The sequence below is a fragment of the Kushneria sinocarnis genome (genome assembly GCF_003633775.1).
Taxonomy (GTDB): Bacteria; Pseudomonadota; Gammaproteobacteria; order Pseudomonadales; family Halomonadaceae; genus Kushneria; species Kushneria sinocarnis.
Genome location: NZ_RBIN01000003.1, coordinates 345,240 through 362,407 on the forward strand (window position 1 = coordinate 345,240; position 17,168 = coordinate 362,407).

The window sequence follows — 17,168 nt, forward strand, 5'->3', positions numbered from 1 at the left end:
CGATACCCTCTACTGCCTGTCCAGAATATAGCGCCGCACGGCAGCATTGTGTTCCTTGAGCGTGGCCGAGAAATGATGTTCGCCATTCCCCCTGGCCACGAAATAGAGGCTGTTGCCATCGGCCGGATTCACCGCTGCCCGGAGCGAATCGCGACCCGGCATGGCGATCGGCGTGGGTGGCAGGCCATGGATTACGTAGGTATTGTAAGCCGTCGCCTTCTGCAGATCGGCGCGCGACAGGGAGCCATCGTAGGCTTCCCCCAGTCCGTAGATCACGGTGGGATCCGTCTGCAGTCGCATGCCGCGCTCCAGCCGGCGCACGAAGACACCGGCAATCCGGGCCCGCTCTTCCGGCACCCCGGTTTCACGCTCGATCAGGGAAGCCAGGATCAGGGCCTGATAGGGCGTATCGATTGGCAGATCTTCATGGCGCGTGCTCCAGGCCTGCTGGACTTCCTGCTGCATGCGGGCATAGGCACGCCGATAGATATCAAGATCCGAAGTTCCCTTGTGATAGCGATAGGTGGAAGGAAAGAATCGCCCCTCCCCCTGCTGATCGCCATGGCCCAGCGCTTCCATCAGGGCCTGATCACTCATGCCGCGGGTGTCATGCGCAAGCCTGGACGTCTGATCAATGCGCTGTCGCATGCGATCCAGGGTCCAGCCCTCCGGAATGGTCAGCTCGTAGGTCACGATATCGTTGCTGGAGAGCTTTGCCAGCAGCTGGTGGGCATTCATCCCCGGCTGCAACCGAAACTCGCCGGCACGCAGATGACGCAGCTGTTGCGGCTCCAGCACCCCGACTACCCGGTAGGGCCAACGATGATCGATGATTCCCTGCTCGGCAAGCCGATCGATGACCTGGCGAGCGCCGCTGCCCGGCATCACTTCAAAGACCCGGGACTGCTCCAGCGCGATCGGCGCCTGCATGCGATAACGCCAGTAGCCGTAACTGCCCGCGACGATCAGCGCCATGAGCAGCACGGCCATCAGTGCAACCTTCCACCAGCGCATTCAGCAGCTTCCTCGACAGTGTTCGGGGGTGTCTTCATGACATTACATTCGGGGATAGCCCAGCCGGGCGTGTGCCGCTGCCTGCAGGTCCCGCAGTGGCTTCTGGACTGCGGGATCCCGAAGCCGCCAGTGGCAACGCAGCACAGCCGTATCAGACCGGACCCCCTCCAGCCAGCGCTCGAGCGGCCAGACCCCCTGCACACTATTGAACACACAGGCGGCTTCGGCCTGCTCGAGTGCTGCCGGGCCGGCTTCGACTTCGGTCAGCTGTCCTTCTTCCAGCAGTACCTCGCGCAGCGTGCCTGCCACGCCACACTGCTCCAGCCGGGGCGTCAGCCAGCGTCGGGCATCACGATCGAACCAGGCCAGATTCATGGCGGTGGCTTCGATCAGTACCCCCTCGCCATCACGGAGCAGCCCTTCGGCAATGGCCGGATCCGTCCACTCCCGGCGCGCCAGCACATTATCGAGCCGGTTGAGATGCTTGAGTCCTGCCAGGGCAGGCTGCCGGGCCAGGCGCCAGGCGCAGCTGCGTACGGCAATGCCGTCCTGCCAGCGTTCGGAACGAGGAGCAAAGGGCATGATGCGCCACCGCAGGCGCGGCTGTACATCCTCGGGCACCTGATAACCGCGCCCCCCGCTCCCGCGGGTGATCATCAGCTTGAGGATCGCCAGACCGTGACCGGCCTGCGCCGGCAGAACCGTCAGCGCATCAGGTTCGGGAGCCGGAATGCCCAGACGCTGCAGGCCGGCATGCAGACGCGCCAGATGTGACTCCCACAGGAGAGGCTGGCCGTCACGCACCAGAATGGTTTCGAACACGCCGTCGCCAAAGGCCAGGCCACGATCATCAACCGGGACCGGTGCGTCACCGCTTGAATGCACCTCGGCATTCATGGCAGCACTCCGCTACAGCTTCGAGAAGACCAGCGAACCATTGGTACCGCCGAAACCGAAGGAGTTCGACAGCACATAGTCGATCTTCATGTCGCGGGCCGTATGCGGGACATAGTCAAGCTGACAGCGTTCATCGGGGTTGTCGAGATTGATGGTGGGCGGTGCCACCTGATCCCGCAGCGCCAGAATGGAGAAGATCGCCTCCACCGAACCGGCAGCTCCCAGCAGATGCCCGATCATCGACTTGGTCGAGCTGACCGCAACACTTCTGGCGGCTTCTCCCATGATCTGCTCAACGGCACGGCTTTCGGCAACATCGCCGGCCGAGGTCGAAGTGCCATGGGCATTGATGTAGTCGATCCTGTCGGGATCGATGCCGGCATCACGGATGGCATTGCGCATTGCCAGTGCCGCTCCGGTACCGCTTTCCGGCGGCGCCGTCATGTGGTGGGCATCATCACTCATGCCGAAACCACAGAATTCGGCATGGATGGTCGCCCCCCGGGCCCTGGCATGCTCATACTCCTCGAGCACGAGAATCCCGGCCCCATCGGAGAGCACGAAACCGTCACGGTCGCGGTCCCACGGCCGACTGGCCGCTGCCGGATCATCATTGCGTGTGGAGAGCGCCCGTGCGGCGGAGAAGCCGCCGACACCCAGCGGTGTGGTCGCCATTTCGGCACCGCCGCAGATCATGACATCGGCATCACCGTAGGCGATGGTACGCGCGCTGTAGCCGATGTTATGGGTACCCGAGGTGCAGGCCGTGGTAATGGCAATATTGGGGCCACGAAACCCGTACTGAATCGCCAGATTGCCCGAGATCATGTTGATGATCGAGCCGGGTACAAAGAAAGGAGAGACGCGTCGCGGCCCGCCCTTGAGCAGGGCATTGTGATTGGTTTCGATCATCGGCAGGCCACCGATGCCGGAACCGATCGCCAGGCCGATGCGTTCGGCGTTCTCCTCGGTGCATTCGATCCCGGCTTCACTGATCGCCTGAGCCGCTGCGGCCATCCCGTACTGAATGAAGAGGTCCATCTTGCGGGCCTCCTTGGGATTGAAGTACAGCCCCGGATCGAAATCCTTGATGGATCCGCTGAAGCGGGTATTGAAGGCACTGGCATCGAAATTCTCGATCGGCCCGATACCGCTGCGACCTGCGGTAATGGCACTCCAGCTATCCTCGACGGTATTACCCACCGGGGTAATCAGGCCCATGCCGGTTACCACAACCCTTCTGCGAGGCATTGGTCTTCCTCCAAACAGCCAAATGGATGCCACAGCGCCCTCTGATGGGGCACGCTGCAGGCATCACTCCATTATACCGATTGTCGAACCTTCCGGGACGGTCTGATGCCGTAAAAACGGTAGCCGACAACAGCGCATTATCCGGCCATGAACACCGAATGAACGCTTCAAAACGACAGGGCCGCCTTGCCTGACGACAAGGCGGCCCTGCAATGCACGAGTGGTGCGGGAACCGTCAACCAGGATTACTGGTGAGCAACAATATAATCGATCGCTTCCTGCACGGTCGTGATCTTTTCGGCTTCCTCATCGGGAATTTCGGTATCGAATTCCTCTTCAAGTGCCATCACCAGTTCAACGGTGTCGAGCGAGTCGGCGCCGAGATCTTCAGTGAAGGAAGAGCTGTTCTGAATCTCTTCTTCCTTGACGTTCAACCGCTCGGCTACAACCTTCTTCACACGCTCTTCGATGGTACTCATTGGCTTACTACTCCTGGTTGTGCAAATCCGCCAGCTCGAAACTGCCGGGTAGTTTATAGACCGCTATAGATCGACGCAACCGCGCGTCAGGCGGACCTCAGCGCATGTTCATGCCACCGTTGACATGCAGGGTTTCACCGGTGACATATGAGGCAGCGTCACTGGTCAGAAAGCCGACCGCTGCCGCAATCTCCTCGGGTTCACCGAGACGGGCCAGCGGGATCTGTCCCAGCAGGGCGTCACGATGTTCCTCGGGCAACTCCCGGGTCATGTCCGTTGCAATGAAGCCGGGCGCCACGGAATTGACGGTGATGTTACGCGAGGCCAGCTCTCGAGCCAACGAGCGCGTAAAGCCTTCCATGCCAGCCTTGGCTGCAGCGTAGTTGGTCTGACCGAGATTGCCGAGGGTGGCCACCACCGAACTGACATTGACGATGCGGCCGAAACGGGCCCGGGTCATGCCGCGCAGGCACGCCCTGGAAACCCGATAGACGGATTTGAGATTGGTGTCGAGCACCTCGTCCCACTCGCTGTCCTTCATCCGCATCAGCAGATTATCGCGGGTAATGCCGGCATTGTTGACCAGAATGGTCGGTGCCGCAAAACGCTCCCCCACCCGGGCAAGCAGTTCGGCCACGGCATCGCCATCGGTCACGTCAAGCATCATGCCCGCGCCTTCAATACCGTGCGCTGCCAGGTCGGCATCGATGCGTTCGGCACCACTCTCACTGGTGGCAGTGCCCACCACGATCCGGCCCTGACGCCCCAGCTCGCGTGCAATCGCCTGACCTATCCCGCGGGTGGCACCGGTGACCAGTGCCACACGTGCTTCATCTGTCATACCTGCACTCTCTTGTTGCCAACAACACTCTCCCTCGGAAGGTGGCATGCACCTTACCGCGAGGACTCCGAGGTCCCACGGGCCAGTTCCAGCGCTGCCGCCAGACTTTCGGGATCATTGGCAGCCAGCCCGCGACTGCCACTGACAATGCGCTTGCCAAGCCCGGTCAGCACCTTGCCGGGACCGCACTCGATGAAAATCCGGGCACCGCGATCCGCCAGGGTCTGCATGCAGGAGGTCCAGCGCACCGGCTGATGCAGCTGGGCGACCAGCCGTTCGGTAATCTCACTCGTCTCGGCATGCGCCCGGCCATCGACATTCTGTACCACCTCGTAGCGAGGCACGCGCAGCTCGATGCGACTCAGCGCTTCCTGCAGACGCTCTGCCGCCGGCTCCATCAGGGCGCAGTGGGAAGGCACCGATACCGGCAGCGGCATGGCCCGGCGGGCCCCGGCCTGCTGGCACAGCTCAATGGCCCGCTCCACGCCACTACGATGGCCGGCAATGACCACCTGCCCGGGGGCATTGTAATTGACTGCAGCCACCACCTCACCACCTTCGGCGGCGTCCCGGCAGGCCTGCTCCACGATACTGTCTTCCAGCCCCAGAATGGCGGCCATGGCGCCCTGCCCTTCCGGCACGGCTGCCTGCATCGCCTCACCGCGCAGTCGAACCAGTCGGATGCCCTCGGCAAAGCTCATCGCTCCGGCACAGACCAGCGCACTGTATTCGCCCAGACTGTGGCCGGCCATCGCCTGCGGACGCGGCCCTTCCAGCTCCTGCCAGATTCGCCATATCGCAACGCTGGCCGCCAGTAGCGCCGGCTGGGTACAGCTTGTCGCATTGAGCACCTCGGCCGGGCCTTCCTGGGTCACATGCCAGAGATCGTACCCCAGCGCTTCGGAAGCCTCTTCAAAGGTGGTACCCACCACACTGTAACGCTCGGCCAGCTCTCGCAACATGCCTACCTGCTGTGAGCCCTGACCGGGAAATACCAGGGCCGGGGAATCGGTCATCGGTTCACCTATGCGTTCATTGGTCGAAGGACTCGGACCCGATCCGCACATGATCGGAAGCTCGTCACAAGGCCTTTCGCCGCGTGCGTTTTCGTCTGTACCGTCGATCACGATACAGGCGGAAACGATCGCCCGGGGCCCACCTCAGCCCGCGGCCCCGGTAGCCAGTGCCGCTGCCAGTCCGGCACTCAGCTGACCGGCGATCTCATGGTGCGCCCGCCGTATGGCCCAGCCGAACCCGTGGGCATCGGCGCTGCCGTGACTCTTGACCACCGTTCGCTGCAGTCCCAGCAGACTGGCGCCATTGTAGCGAACCGGATCGAACTCCCGACGAAAACGGGACAGCGCAGGCCGCGCCAGCAGGCTGGCCAGCCTTGAGCGCCAGCTGTGCTGAAAACACGCGCTCAGACGCTCTACCAGCAGTTCGATCAGTGCCTCACCGCTCTTGAGCGCGATGTTACCTACCATGCCATCGCAGACAGCCACATCGATAGCGCCACCGAAAAGGCCATCGCCTTCCACGAACCCACGATAATCGAAGGCAGCATGGTGCTGACGACGCAGCAGCTCATCCGCTTCACGAATTCTTCTCTCGCCCCGCCCCGGCTCGACTGCCACGTTGAGCAGCGCCACACGCGGGCAGGCGACCCCGTCGACGGCGCGCGCCATTTCGGCACCGATGCGGGCAAATTGCAAGAGATGCGTTGGTCGAGTGTCCACGTTCGCCCCCAGATCCAGCAGATAGCAGCGACCCGGACCGCGCGCCGGAATGGCCGTACTGATGGCAGGACGTGACAGACCGGCAATCATGCCGAGCTGCTGGCGGGCCAGTGCCATCAGCACCCCGGTGGCACCGGCACTGACACAGCCGTCCGCCCGCCCGTCAACTACCGCCTGCAGGGCTGCATGCAGGCTGCTGCCGGAGGATAGCGAGGGAAGACGAAGTGCACGGGAAGGCGAGAGAGTATCCGGCAGGCGCAGTGGCGCATCCACGATCGTCACGCGCTCCGGGATATCGGCATTTCTGCAGGAACGGGGGAGCGAGCCGAGCTGCGCCTCGAGCTGATCCCTGGCGCCGTAGAGCAGCACCTCAAGCTCAGGCAGGGCTGCAAGCGCTTCAATGCTCCCCCTGACAGTAGCGCGGGGACCGAAGTCCCCGCCCATGGCGTCAACGGCAAGACGCACGAGTGCCGCGTCGCGGCTCGATCAGTCGTCGACTTCGACGATCTGGCGGCCACGATAGTAGCCGTCCGGAGCGACATGATGGCGACGGTGGGTCGTACCGGTTTCCCGATCCTGCGCCAGGGTCGGCTTGCGCAGGGCATCATGGGCGCGACGCATGCTACGCTTGGCACGAGACTTACGATTCTGTTGGACAGCCATGAGGTGTCTCCAGTCAGGGCATCAAATGGGTGATCACTGATTCTTCAGCGAGCGCAGCACACTGAAGGGATTGTCATCAGCAACCGTTTCTTCGGAATCTTCACCGCTTTGCAGTGCATCACGCGAGACGGGACATTCCGACTCGTCGTGATAAACCACCTGCGGCAGCATGAGGAGCACTTCATCCTCGACCACCGGCAGGAGTTCCAGCTGATCGTCTTCCACGATCACCGGCTCGTAGCGGGACGGCAGCGCTGAAGCCAGAGCATCGCTGGTAATCATGCCCAGCAGAAAGGAATTCTCCAGTGCCACCGGCATCGGCTGCAGGCAGCGCTGACACGGCATCGCCAGATCCAGCGCCAGCCACCCTTCGATATGGCGCTGGCCCTGCTGATCGATGTCGAATGCAAGCGTAACCTGGCAGCTGCCTGCCTGGCTGCCGACAGCCTCGACAAGCCGAGGCATGTCCTCAAGCGGCACACTGCCCTCAAGCCGCTCGGCATTGGCTGCCAGCCGCCAGGGCTCGACACTTTTCGGCAATCGCGTGGTTGACATAGGCGCGCAATAATAGGGATTGTCGGGAGTAGTGTCAAAACTGCAGCGTGATCGCGCGGTGCTGCACCAATGACCAGATTTCCACACCGTGGTCGAAAACGCTACTGTCGCCCGCTCGATGACGGCATCAGTGGCTTCGATATCGTCTTCATCAGGAAACCTCCATGCCCTCTCTTGTTCTGGCATCCGGCTCGCGCTGGCGCCATCAGCTGCTGACCGATCTCGGTCTGCCCTTCGAGCATGCCAGCCCCGACATTGATGAAACGCCCCATGCCGGCGAACTGCCCCAAGGGCTTGCCGAGCGCCTGGCGCGGCGCAAGGCGGAGGCGCTCGGCACCCGCTTTGCCGAGCATCTCATCATCGGTTCCGATCAGGTCGCCTGGTTCGATGGCGAGCTGCTGGGCAAGCCGCACACCGAAGCCCGGGCCCGCGAGCGGCTGGCCCGTTTCTCCGGCCGGCGTGTGCAGTTCTTCACGGGGCTTGCGCTGCTGGATAGCCGTACCGGCCGCTGCCGCACTCACGTCGAGCCCTTCGATGTGGTCTTTCGCTCTCTGAGCGAACAGGAGATCAACCACTACGTGCGTCGCGATCAGCCGCTCGACAGCGCCGGCGGCTTTCGCATGGAAGGGCTGGGCATTGCCCTGTTCGAGCGACTGGACGGTCGCGATCCCAACGCCCTGATCGGCCTGCCGATGATTGCCCTGTGCGACATGCTGCGCGACGCCGGTCTCGACCCGCTGACCGGCGCCGGCTGAAACGGCCATTTCAGGGTGTCTGATAACGTACCGGCGAACCGCCCAGCTCGCCCAGCCCCAGCCAGTGAGCAGCCACCTGCCCGAACCGGCGCGAGAGCTGCTCGAACGGAGCGACGCTGGGGGTAAAATCGACGGTGCATCGACTGCCGGTCAGGCGCTCGGCTACATCGTCGACACTGGCCAGACCGTCGATCAGACCGAGCTCCCGGGCGCGCTCACCGGTCCAGACCAGCCCGGAAAAGAGCTCCGGGGTGTCCGTCTTCAGACGGTCGCCCCGCCCGGCCCTGACGGCCTCGATGAACTGCTGGTGCGTACGGTCCAGCACCGACTGCCAGAACTGCCGCTGATGTTCACTGATCGGCTGGAACGGATCGAGAAAGTCCTTGTTGTTGCCGGCGGTGAATATCCGCCGCTCCACACCCAGCCGCTCGATCGCATCCTGCAGTCCGAAACCGGAGTAGATCACACCGATCGAGCCGACCAGGCTGGCGGGCGCCGCATAGATCTCATCGGCAGCCGAAGCCGCATAATAGGCCCCACTGGCACCGATATCCTCGATCACCGCCACGATCGGCTTGTCACCCTGCTGCTGGAGACGCCTGATTTCACTGTAGATGCGCTGGGACTGTACCGGGGAACCGCCCGGACTGTTGATGCGCACGATGACCGCACCGGCCGGGCTCTGCCACGCCTTGCGAATGCCTTCGATCATGCGATCCGCACTGGCCCGGGAGTCACTGTCGATCACCCCCTTGAGCTCTACCACGGCAGCCTGTCCGGCACGGCCACCGGCGCTTTCCGTTTCGAGCACACCCCGTACGCCCCCTCCGATGATCGCCAGCAACAGCATCAGCCAGATCAGCCGGAAAAAGATCTTCCAGCGGCGGCTGCGGCGCTGCTCCTTCAGGGTTTCTCCCAGCCAGCGATCCATCATCTCGATCTGGGCCAGGCGCTGACGCTCCCGAAGCGCTTCGCTGCCTTCACCCGCGGTCTCGGAAGACGATGCCGGAGCCGACTCATCCCATTGCAACCTGTCACTCATGACTCACTCCTGTCATTTCACCGGCTGCGACCAGCCAATCGAACATCGCCGCCGGTTCATCGGCCAGCCACAGCGGCTCATGCGCCTGCAGCCGGGCCCGGTCGTGAACGCCCCAGCCGACTCCGAGCTGGTCCATACCCAGCTGCCGCGCCATGCCGAGATCATATTCGCTGTCACCGATCATGATGGCCTCCTCCACCGGCACCTGCAGCTGCGCAAGCAGCTCCGTGAGCATCAGCGGGTCGGGCTTGGAACGGGTCAGATCCGCCGTACGTGTCGCATCGAACCAGTGGCCGCTGCCGGAGCTCGCCAGGATGCGATCCAGCCCGCGGCGACTCTTGCCGGTTGCGACCGCCAGACGCTGATCGCGATTTTGTCGCAGTCGGGCGATACCCGCTTCGACCCCGTCGAAGAATGGCATCGGCGCCTCCCGGGTTTCGGCCGCCACGAAGTGTTCGGAGTAACACTGGCGCAGCCGCTCGGCCTGCTCGGTGGTCATGCCCGGACAGAGCCGGGCGATGGCCTCCGGCAGTCCCAGTCCGATGATGTCACGCACTGCCTCTGCGGAAAGCGGCGCCCAGCCGACATCGCGGGCCGCCCGCTGCATGCACTCAACGATGCGTGGCGCCGAGTCCATCAGGGTGCCATCCCAGTCGAAAATGATCAGTCGGTAACGCATCTCTCGGGTATCCAGGTTATTGTCGTCGCAGGTGTTCAAGCACGGTGCTCAGCTCTTCATCCAGCGGGGCCTTGAGCGTCACTGCCCGCCCACTGCGCGGATCGGGAAAGGTCAGCGCCTGGGCGTGCAGGAAAAGCCGCTGCAGCCCGAGCGACCGTGCCAGATGCTCCCCCCGACGGCTGCCATACTTGGCATCGCCCAGCAGCGCGTGCCCCAGGTGGGCCGCATGCACCCGAATCTGATGGGTGCGACCGGTGATCGGCTCGGCCTCCATCAGGGCGGTCTCGGCGAACTGCTCCTGCAGGGCAAAGCGGGTGCGGGAGCGCTTGCCATCGCTGGCGACCCTGACCCGCCGCTCGCCGTTACCGGCCTCGAAACGCTCCAGTGGCGCACTGACGAAATCCCGGCGCGGCGGCCACTTGCCCTGTACCAGGGCGAGATAACGCTTATCCATGCGCTTGCCTTTCATCGCCTCGTTCAGTGACAAGAGCGCCTCGCGCGACTTGGCCAGCAGCAGCACGCCGGAAGTATCGCGATCCAGTCGGTGGACCAGTTCGAGAAAATCGAGATCCTCGCGCACCTGACGCAGCGCCTCGATCAGACCGATCTTGACACCGCTGCCGCCGTGCACGGCCAGCCCCGAAGGCTTGTTGATTACCAGCCAGTCCCGGGATTCGGAGAGCACGCTGCCGGCCAGCAGGTTCTTGAGGTTGTCACTGACCTCCTGAACGGCCTCCGCCGGCGACAGACGCAGGGGCGGTACCCGCACCCGGTCACCGCTGACGAGTCGCTGATCGGCGCGGGCCCGACCGCCATTGACCCGCACCTCCCCACGCCGCACGATCCGGTAGATCAGCGAGCGCGGCGCCCCCTTGAGCCGGGCCAGCAGAAAATTGTCCAGACGCTGTCCGGCCTGGTGCTCACCAATATCGAGCCACTGTACTTCACGACCTTCGGCCATTTGCGCTTCCCACCGTCTCGCTGGCTTGCACTTGTAAATAACGCTGCATTCTATCCGATATGAACGCCCACGCCCTCAATTGCCGGCTCAATGCTTTATTGTTATATTCCGGTAGCGTTCGAAGGGAGCATGGATCACCCTGCAACGCCTGCCCGATCGACACGCAGGCCCTTGCGTTCATTACGAATTCGAACGACGAATTACAGTTTTTCAGCGCCCGGATGCCCGAACGCGGGACGGGATAAGCCAATACCGTACCGGAAGCCGGCGGCGCCGAATCGATAAATGCCAGGTGTCTGGTGGCTGGCTACAGGACCGGTGAGCGTCGATTGCTGCCGCGACATGTCCTGCCGCCGCCTTGTACTCAACATGATCAAGACAGTATGGATCCCCGCAACTCATGACAGGGGTTGCCATGCAGACGCATTCCCGACATGCGCTGAGCACAACACGAAGCAGTAGCGGTTCGCCCGTCGCCGACGCTCGTGTCACCGTTTCACTCCGTCGACGCTGCAACCGTGCGCGCCGGAGCCCGGACACGACGGCCACCTTTCGGTGCGCACAGTCAGCGAGAGAACATGAAACGCATGCTCATCAATGCGACCCAGCCCGAAGAGCTCAGGGTCGCTCTGGTCGACGGACAACGCCTGTATGACCTGGACATCGAATCCGGTGCCAGGGAACAGAAAAAGGCCAATATCTATCGCGGGCGCATTACCCGGGTAGAGCCCAGCCTGGAAGCCGCCTTCGTCGACTTCGGTGCCGAACGACACGGCTTTCTGCCCCTCAAGGAAATTTCCCGCGAATACTTCGTCCGTGACTCCAGCCAGGGGGGACGCCCCAACATCCGCGAAGTCATTCGCGATGGTCAGGAAGTCATTGTCCAGGTCGACAAGGAAGAACGCGGCAACAAGGGTGCGGCACTGACCACCTTCATCAGTCTGGCCGGTCGCTTTCTGGTACTGATGCCCAACAATCCGCGTGCCGGCGGGATTTCACGGCGGATCGAGGGCGAGGAACGGGCCGAACTCAAGGAAGCCATGAGTGGGCTGGAAATGCCGGAAGGCATGGGCGTCATCGTGCGCACCGCCGGTATCGGCCGTTCCAGCGAAGAGCTGCAGTGGGATCTGAACTACCTGGTACAGATCTGGGAGACGATCACCGAGGAATCCGGCAAGCGCTCGGCGCCCTTCCTGATCTATCGCGAGTCCAATGTCATCATCCGCGCCATGCGGGATTACCTGCGCCAGGATATCGGCGAGGTCCTGATCGACGACCCCACCGTCTATAACGAGGCACTGGGCTTCGTCCAGCAGGTGATGCCCACCTATCAGCAGAAGATCAAGCCCTACCGGGATGATGTCCCGCTGTTCTCGCGCTTCCAGATCGAGTCCCAGATCGAAACCGCCTACGAGCGTGAGGTCAAGCTGCCCTCCGGCGGCTCCGTGGTGATCGATCATACCGAGGCACTGGTCTCGATCGACATCAACTCCTCACGCGCCACCAAGGGCGGCGATATCGAGGAGACCGCGCTGCAGACCAACCTGGAAGCCGCCGACGAGATTGCACGCCAGCTGCGCCTGCGCGACATCGGTGGCCTGGTGGTCATCGACTTCATCGACATGGGCCCCTCGCGCAATCAGCGGGAAGTGGAAAACCGGGTACGCGATGCCCTGAAGATCGACCGCGCCCGGGTCCAGATCGGCCGCATTTCGCGCTTCGGCCTGATGGAAATGTCCCGCCAGCGGCTGCGCCCCTCGCTGGGAGAAACCAGTGGCGTGGTCTGCCCGCGCTGCAACGGTCAGGGCACCATCCGCGACGTGCGCTCGCTGTCGCTGTCGGTGATGCGGCTGATCGAGGAAGAGGCGATGAAGGACCGCAGCGCCCAGATTCGCGCCATCCTGCCGGTGCCCGTGGCCACCTATCTGCTCAACGAAAAGCGCAGCGTGCTCAGCGATATCGAGCGTCGTCAGGGCGTACGCGTGATGCTGCTGCCGCAGCCCGACCTGGAAACTCCGCACTACGAGGTCCATCGGCTGCGCGATGACCAGGTCGACCCCGAGGATGCCGGCAAATCGAGCTATGAACTCTCGGTGGAGTTCGATACCCACGAAGCCGATGAGTCCACCTTCAGCAAGCCCACCCCTCGCGCCGAAGCCGCCGTCAGCTCGGTCGCCTACACCGCACCTGCCCCCGACAGCAGCCGCCAGACGCAGGCGGCCGAAACGCCCGATCCCGGTGAAGGCGGCTTCATCGGCCGGCTGTTGCGGGGCGTTGGTCGACTGCTGGGCAACGAGGAGCAGAGCACCCGTCGTGGCGAGGCCCGACAGGGAAGCGACAAACGCTCGGGCGATGGCAATGGCAGTGGTCAGCATGCGCAGGGCGGCGCTCGCCATCAGCATGAGACCCGCGAAACCGGCAGCCAGTCTCAACGCAGCGAGCGAGAGCAGGACCAGAACCGCTCCAGCGAACGCGGTGACAACCGCTCGCGGCGCAGCGGTGAGCGTCAGCAGCGCAGTAGCAACGGTCAGGGTGAGCAGCGCCAGGACAATCGTGGCAAGCGTGACAATCGTCAGAAGGAACATAACGGCCGCCAGAAGGACGAACGCCAGAAGGATCAGGACAGCCGGCAAAAGGACGACAACCGCCAGAAGGATCAGGACAGCCGACAGCAGGACGACAATCGGCAGAAATCCGGCGAGCGTCGCCACGACGAGAACGGCAAGGGCAAGGGTCGATCCGACAATCGCAGCGGTAACGGTAACAAGCGCGGCAAACGGGACAATCACTCCGGTCATCCGCAGCGCGATCAGGTCGCAGGGAGCGGCAGCGGCGAAGAGCAGCCCTCGTCCGGGTCATCCGGTGACGGGAAAGGCAGTGACAAGGGTACCGGGAAGCAGGATGCCGCAACCCCCGAGAGTACTCCGACCAATGACCGCACTCGCAACAACCCGCGTCAGCGCTCACGGCAGTATGCGCTGAAACCGGCTGCCGTGGCCGAACAGGAACGCCTGCAGGCCGAAACCGACGAGAGTGAGGGTACCGTCACGTCGAGCGCCACCGGAACGCCGGCAACGGCTGAAACGACCGGGAGTGCCAGAGGATCTGCCTCGGCGACCTCCGACACGGCGCCCCGGCAACAGAGCACCTCGGCCGAGACCGGCAGCCAGCAGCGCAGCACGTCGTCATCACGACGCAGGGACACACAGGGCAAGGCCACCGGCTCTTCCGATGATCGGACCACCGATGACAGTACACCGGCCTCCACCCCGTCCCGGGACCATAATGGCAAGGCCCACGCCAGCGCCTCCGAGCCCGAAGGCAAGCCGGCTTCCAATGCGGCTACCGACCACACGGTCACCGAGTCGGCCGAGCAAGCCAAGCCGCGTGCTCATCCGCACTCAACCGACGGCGGTCACAAGAGCGCCGACGACTCACAGGCGGCCGCCACGCGTGACACAGCCGATCCGGCCGACAGCGATGCGACAGCCGGTTCCGGTTCGCGGAAGCCGACAGCGGCCGAAGACGAAGCGGCAGCACAGCCTGCACAGCGCCGCGGCCGGGCCCACAATGACCCGCGCGAGAAGCGCAGGCGCGAGCAGTCCTCCAGCGACTCCTCGAACTGATCGGGGCGGCAGGTAAAGGGCGCCGCCCTTGCCTGCCGGGCGACAACAGACAACAGGGCCCGACCGATAGACCGGTCGGGCCCTGTTTGTCAGGAGCACCCCGCTGCCGAGCGTGCCATGACCACTACCCTGTCACGCCATACAGCCGGGGTTCGGGGTCGAGATTGACTTCGAACGTCTGGCGAACGGCATCGCGAATGCGCTCAGCCAGCGTCATCAGCTCAAGGGCGCTGCCACCGCCATGATGTACCAGCACCAGCGCCTGGCGGTCGTGCACCCCGACATGGCCGCTGCGATGGCCACGAAAGCCGCACTGTTCGATCAGCCAGCCGGCCGCCAGCTTGACCCTGCCTTCGCCGGCAGGATAGTGCGGCATCTCGGGATGGCACGCCTGCAGTCTTTCAAAGTGAGCGCGGCTGATGACCGGATTCTTGAAGAAGCTGCCGGCATTGCCCAGTTGTTCCGGATCGGGCAGGCGTTCGCGCCGCAGCGCACTCACGGCTTCAGCGACCCGGGCGGGTGTCGGCTGCTGCACACCGCACAGCGCTTCCACCCTGCCGCGCAGCTGGCCGTAACCCAGCCGGGGGGCGGCATGACGGGAAAGCCTCAGCTCCAGCCGGACGATCAGCATTCTGCCCGCCAGTTCCCCCTTGAAGACGCTGTCACGATACCCGAAGGCACATTCGGCCCGGCTCAGGATCCGGTAGCGGCCACTGTCGATTTCAAGACAGTGCACCCGCTCGACAAGATCGGCCAGTTCCACACCATAGGCCCCGATATTCTGGATCGGCGCGGCACCGGCACTGCCCGGGATCAGCGCCAGATTCTCCAGTCCCCACCAGCCATCAGCCGTGATCTCGCGTACCAGCGCCGGCCAGTCTACGCCGGCCTCAACATGCAGCAGGGCCTCATCACTGCCCGATGCCCCGGGCTCCAGCCAGTAGTGCCGGGCACTGGAGCGCAGCACGGCGCCCTCCAGCCACTGCCCGAGCACGACATTGCTGCCGCCACCCAGCACGGTCAGGGGCCAGCCACGGCGTCGAATCAGGGCCAGCGCCTGGCGATGATCCTCCAGGGTGCAGGCCTCGAACAGGCAATCGGTACCGCTCGGCAGCCGCAGGCTGTTGGCCCGTGCCAGCGATGCCCGGTGATGAATGCGCAGCATTACAGCCCGTGCCGGCGACGCAACTGTGCAATCAGGCCGGTACAGGCCTGGTCGATCAGCTCATAGACCCGACTGAAGCCCTCTTCGCTGTCGAAATAGGGATCCGGAATTTCCCGCTGATCGCTGTCGGCAAAGTCCATCAGCAAGGCAACATGCCCCCGGCTGCCGGCGGGCCGACGCTCCTCGAGGACGGCCAGATTGGATTCGTCCATTGCCAGCAGGTAATCGAACTTCTCGAAGTCTCTTGCCTGCAGCTGTCGCGCGACCAGCGTGTCGATATCGATATCACGGCTACGGGCTTCGCGAATGGCTCGCGCATCGGGGCTCTCACCGATGTGATAATCCCCTACCCCACAGGAATCCACCGTAACGCGACCCGCCAGCCCCTCTCGAGCAAGACGCGCACGCAGCACGCCTTCCGCGGTCGGCGAGCGGCAGATATTGCCCAGACAGACAAAGAGCACCTGGATCATCGAGCGGCCTCCATGATGGCACGGATACGCACCACATCCTCGGGTGTATCAACGCCCGGCGCCCAGTGTTCGCTGCTATCGGCGACGCTGATGGCGTAGCCATGATAGAGCGCCCGCAACTGCTCGAGCTGCTCAAGGCGTTCCATGGGCGCTTCGGACAGGGCGGCGTAGCGTCCGAGGAAACCGGCACGGTAGGCATAGAGCCCGACATGGCGCCGCCAGGGCCCGGCCGCCAGACTCACCGCCGCCCCCCCGTCGAAGCGATCGCGATCCCAGGGAATGGGCGCCCTCGAGAAATAGAGCGCCCGCCCGCGCGCGTCGCAGACCACCTTGACGACGCCCGGCCGCATCAGGGCGTCATGATCCTCGAGCGGTTCGGCCAGGGTCGCCATCGCAGCCCCTTCATCCTCGAGCAGGCGCGAGCGAACCCGTTCGATCATGGTGGGAGGCAGCAGCGGTTCGTCACCCTGCACATTGACCACACAGGTATCGTCGGCCAGCCCCAGCTGCCCGGCCACCTCGGCCAGCCTGGCAGTGCCGTTGACATGATCGCCCCGGGTCATGCTGACTTCACCGCCGAAGGCGCGCACCGCCTCGGCAATCCGCTCATCATCGGTGGCCACCAGCACCCGGTCGAGCCCGGCCTCGTGCGCCCGCCGCCAGACATGTTCGATCATGGGTCGTCCGGCCAGCTCGATCAGCGGCTTGCCGGGTAGCCGACTGGAAGCGTAGCGAGCCGGAATGACGGCCAGTGATTCACTCATCCCCGGCCGGCGCCTTGCCCAGCTTTTCCTCGACGCCGAGGACACGGGCCTGCTCTTCGAGCATGACCGGAATGCCATCGCGGATCGGATAGGCCAGCCCGCTTTCGCGACAGACCAGTTCACCGGCCTGACGATCGTAGATCAGTTTGCCCTGGCTGCGTGGGCAGACCAGCAGGGCGAGCAATTCCTTGTCCATGGCACTCTCCGCCGGGATCACGCGGATCCCGCAATGATTGAACGGTACGCGGCCTTGCGCGCTTCTGTCAT

At 63.9% G+C, this 17,168-nt stretch carries 18 protein-coding genes; 2 read left to right on the forward strand and 16 right to left on the reverse strand.

What is annotated here, in order from left to right; genetic code table 11:
* Positions 1-9: 9 nt before the first annotated feature.
* From mltG to C7446_RS06455, 9 genes are all read right to left on the reverse strand, one after another.
* Positions 10-1,014 (reverse strand): endolytic transglycosylase MltG, encoded by a 1,005-nt coding sequence (mltG, locus tag C7446_RS06415; protein ID WP_121172259.1) that lies wholly within the window; start codon positions 1,012-1,014, stop codon positions 10-12.
* A gap of 42 nt (positions 1,015-1,056) precedes the next feature.
* On the reverse strand, positions 1,057-1,911 hold the full coding sequence (gene pabC, locus C7446_RS06420; RefSeq protein ID WP_121172260.1) for an aminodeoxychorismate lyase: 855 nt from the start codon (positions 1,909-1,911) through the stop codon (positions 1,057-1,059).
* A gap of 12 nt (positions 1,912-1,923) precedes the next feature.
* Positions 1,924-3,162: a beta-ketoacyl-ACP synthase II gene (fabF, locus tag C7446_RS06425; RefSeq protein WP_121172261.1), complete on the reverse strand. Its 1,239-nt coding sequence runs from the start codon at positions 3,160-3,162 to the stop codon at positions 1,924-1,926.
* A 245-nt stretch (positions 3,163-3,407) separates the two neighbouring features.
* The gene (gene acpP / locus C7446_RS06430) at positions 3,408-3,641 is read right to left on the reverse strand and encodes an acyl carrier protein (protein WP_019951639.1); all 234 of its coding nucleotides are present in this window, start codon (positions 3,639-3,641) and stop codon (positions 3,408-3,410) included.
* Positions 3,642-3,738: 97 nt separating this feature from the next.
* Positions 3,739-4,482, reverse strand: coding sequence for a 3-oxoacyl-ACP reductase FabG (gene fabG / locus C7446_RS06435; protein WP_121172262.1), 744 nt, complete (start codon positions 4,480-4,482; stop codon positions 3,739-3,741).
* A gap of 53 nt (positions 4,483-4,535) precedes the next feature.
* Positions 4,536-5,498 carry an ACP S-malonyltransferase gene (gene fabD / locus C7446_RS06440; protein ID WP_121172263.1) on the reverse strand — a complete coding sequence of 321 codons (963 nt, stop codon included), beginning with the start codon at positions 5,496-5,498 and terminating at the stop codon, positions 4,536-4,538.
* 144 nt (positions 5,499-5,642) lie between these two features.
* On the reverse strand, positions 5,643-6,683 hold the full coding sequence (gene plsX, locus C7446_RS06445; RefSeq protein ID WP_121172264.1) for a phosphate acyltransferase PlsX: 1,041 nt from the start codon (positions 6,681-6,683) through the stop codon (positions 5,643-5,645).
* Between the two features lie 21 nt (positions 6,684-6,704).
* Positions 6,705-6,881: a 50S ribosomal protein L32 gene (rpmF, locus tag C7446_RS06450; RefSeq protein WP_121172265.1), complete on the reverse strand. Its 177-nt coding sequence runs from the start codon at positions 6,879-6,881 to the stop codon at positions 6,705-6,707.
* 33 nt (positions 6,882-6,914) lie between these two features.
* On the reverse strand, positions 6,915-7,622 hold the full coding sequence (locus C7446_RS06455; RefSeq protein WP_342768349.1) for a YceD family protein: 708 nt from the start codon (positions 7,620-7,622) through the stop codon (positions 6,915-6,917).
* Here C7446_RS06455 and C7446_RS06460 point away from each other — a divergent pair.
* Positions 7,601-8,191 carry a Maf family protein gene (locus C7446_RS06460; protein WP_121172267.1) on the forward strand — a complete coding sequence of 197 codons (591 nt, stop codon included), beginning with the start codon at positions 7,601-7,603 and terminating at the stop codon, positions 8,189-8,191. The two genes, C7446_RS06455 and C7446_RS06460, sit on opposite strands and share 22 nt — an antisense overlap.
* 10 nt (positions 8,192-8,201) lie before the next feature.
* Here the strand turns inward: C7446_RS06460 and sppA are convergent, their stop codons facing one another.
* Genes sppA through C7446_RS06475 form a run of 3 tightly spaced genes read right to left on the reverse strand, consistent with a single transcriptional unit; the run spans position 8,202 to position 10,873 of the window.
* The gene (gene sppA, locus C7446_RS06465) at positions 8,202-9,233 is read right to left on the reverse strand and encodes a signal peptide peptidase SppA (protein WP_121172268.1); all 1,032 of its coding nucleotides are present in this window, start codon (positions 9,231-9,233) and stop codon (positions 8,202-8,204) included.
* Positions 9,226-9,912: an HAD family hydrolase gene (locus C7446_RS06470; protein WP_121172269.1), complete on the reverse strand. Its 687-nt coding sequence runs from the start codon at positions 9,910-9,912 to the stop codon at positions 9,226-9,228. The genes sppA and C7446_RS06470 overlap by 8 nt, the downstream gene beginning before the upstream one ends.
* A gap of 16 nt (positions 9,913-9,928) precedes the next feature.
* Positions 9,929-10,873, reverse strand: coding sequence for an RluA family pseudouridine synthase (locus C7446_RS06475; RefSeq protein WP_121172270.1), 945 nt, complete (start codon positions 10,871-10,873; stop codon positions 9,929-9,931).
* A gap of 578 nt (positions 10,874-11,451) precedes the next feature.
* Here C7446_RS06475 and rne point away from each other — a divergent pair.
* Entirely contained in the window at positions 11,452-14,499 is a 3,048-nt protein-coding gene (gene rne, locus C7446_RS06480; RefSeq protein WP_121172271.1) for a ribonuclease E, read from the forward strand.
* A 124-nt stretch (positions 14,500-14,623) separates the two neighbouring features.
* On the opposite strand, the gene murB is transcribed toward rne, so the two are convergent.
* Genes murB through C7446_RS06500 form a run of 4 tightly spaced genes read right to left on the reverse strand, consistent with a single transcriptional unit; the run spans position 14,624 to position 17,097 of the window.
* Entirely contained in the window at positions 14,624-15,664 is a 1,041-nt protein-coding gene (gene murB, locus C7446_RS06485) for a UDP-N-acetylmuramate dehydrogenase (RefSeq protein ID WP_121172272.1), read from the reverse strand.
* On the reverse strand, positions 15,664-16,137 hold the full coding sequence (locus C7446_RS06490) for a low molecular weight protein-tyrosine-phosphatase (protein WP_211327868.1): 474 nt from the start codon (positions 16,135-16,137) through the stop codon (positions 15,664-15,666). The genes murB and C7446_RS06490 overlap by 1 nt, the downstream gene beginning before the upstream one ends.
* The gene (gene kdsB, locus C7446_RS06495) at positions 16,134-16,901 is read right to left on the reverse strand and encodes a 3-deoxy-manno-octulosonate cytidylyltransferase (protein WP_121172273.1); all 768 of its coding nucleotides are present in this window, start codon (positions 16,899-16,901) and stop codon (positions 16,134-16,136) included. The genes C7446_RS06490 and kdsB overlap by 4 nt, the downstream gene beginning before the upstream one ends.
* Positions 16,894-17,097, reverse strand: a complete 204-nt coding sequence (locus C7446_RS06500) for a Trm112 family protein (RefSeq protein ID WP_121172274.1) — start codon at positions 17,095-17,097, stop codon at positions 16,894-16,896. Before C7446_RS06500 ends, kdsB begins: the two co-directional genes overlap by 8 nt.
* Positions 17,098-17,168 lie beyond the last annotated feature (71 nt).

Bases quoted from the DNA above. Each gene is read 5' to 3' on its own strand.
- fabF (WP_121172261.1), bottom strand. From the start codon at position 3,162: ATGCCTCGCAGAAGGGTTGTGGTAACCGGCATGGGCCTGATTACCCCG.
- C7446_RS06490 (WP_211327868.1), bottom strand. From the start codon at position 16,137: ATGATCCAGGTGCTCTTTGTCTGTCTGGGCAATATCTGCCGCTCGCCG.
- rne (WP_121172271.1), top strand. From the start codon at position 11,452: ATGAAACGCATGCTCATCAATGCGACCCAGCCCGAAGAGCTCAGGGTC.
- kdsB (WP_121172273.1), bottom strand. From the start codon at position 16,901: ATGAGTGAATCACTGGCCGTCATTCCGGCTCGCTACGCTTCCAGTCGG.
- rpmF (WP_121172265.1), bottom strand. From the start codon at position 6,881: ATGGCTGTCCAACAGAATCGTAAGTCTCGTGCCAAGCGTAGCATGCGT.
- acpP (WP_019951639.1), bottom strand. From the start codon at position 3,641: ATGAGTACCATCGAAGAGCGTGTGAAGAAGGTTGTAGCCGAGCGGTTG.
- fabD (WP_121172263.1), bottom strand. From the start codon at position 5,498: ATGACCGATTCCCCGGCCCTGGTATTTCCCGGTCAGGGCTCACAGCAG.
- sppA (WP_121172268.1), bottom strand. From the start codon at position 9,233: ATGAGTGACAGGTTGCAATGGGATGAGTCGGCTCCGGCATCGTCTTCC.
- murB (WP_121172272.1), bottom strand. From the start codon at position 15,664: ATGCTGCGCATTCATCACCGGGCATCGCTGGCACGGGCCAACAGCCTG.
- C7446_RS06500 (WP_121172274.1), bottom strand. From the start codon at position 17,097: ATGGACAAGGAATTGCTCGCCCTGCTGGTCTGCCCACGCAGCCAGGGC.
- C7446_RS06460 (WP_121172267.1), top strand. From the start codon at position 7,601: ATGCCCTCTCTTGTTCTGGCATCCGGCTCGCGCTGGCGCCATCAGCTG.
- pabC (WP_121172260.1), bottom strand. From the start codon at position 1,911: ATGAATGCCGAGGTGCATTCAAGCGGTGACGCACCGGTCCCGGTTGAT.
- C7446_RS06475 (WP_121172270.1), bottom strand. From the start codon at position 10,873: ATGGCCGAAGGTCGTGAAGTACAGTGGCTCGATATTGGTGAGCACCAG.
- mltG (WP_121172259.1), bottom strand. From the start codon at position 1,014: ATGCGCTGGTGGAAGGTTGCACTGATGGCCGTGCTGCTCATGGCGCTG.
- C7446_RS06455 (WP_342768349.1), bottom strand. From the start codon at position 7,622: ATGCCAGAACAAGAGAGGGCATGGAGGTTTCCTGATGAAGACGATATC.
- fabG (WP_121172262.1), bottom strand. From the start codon at position 4,482: ATGACAGATGAAGCACGTGTGGCACTGGTCACCGGTGCCACCCGCGGG.
- C7446_RS06470 (WP_121172269.1), bottom strand. From the start codon at position 9,912: ATGCGTTACCGACTGATCATTTTCGACTGGGATGGCACCCTGATGGAC.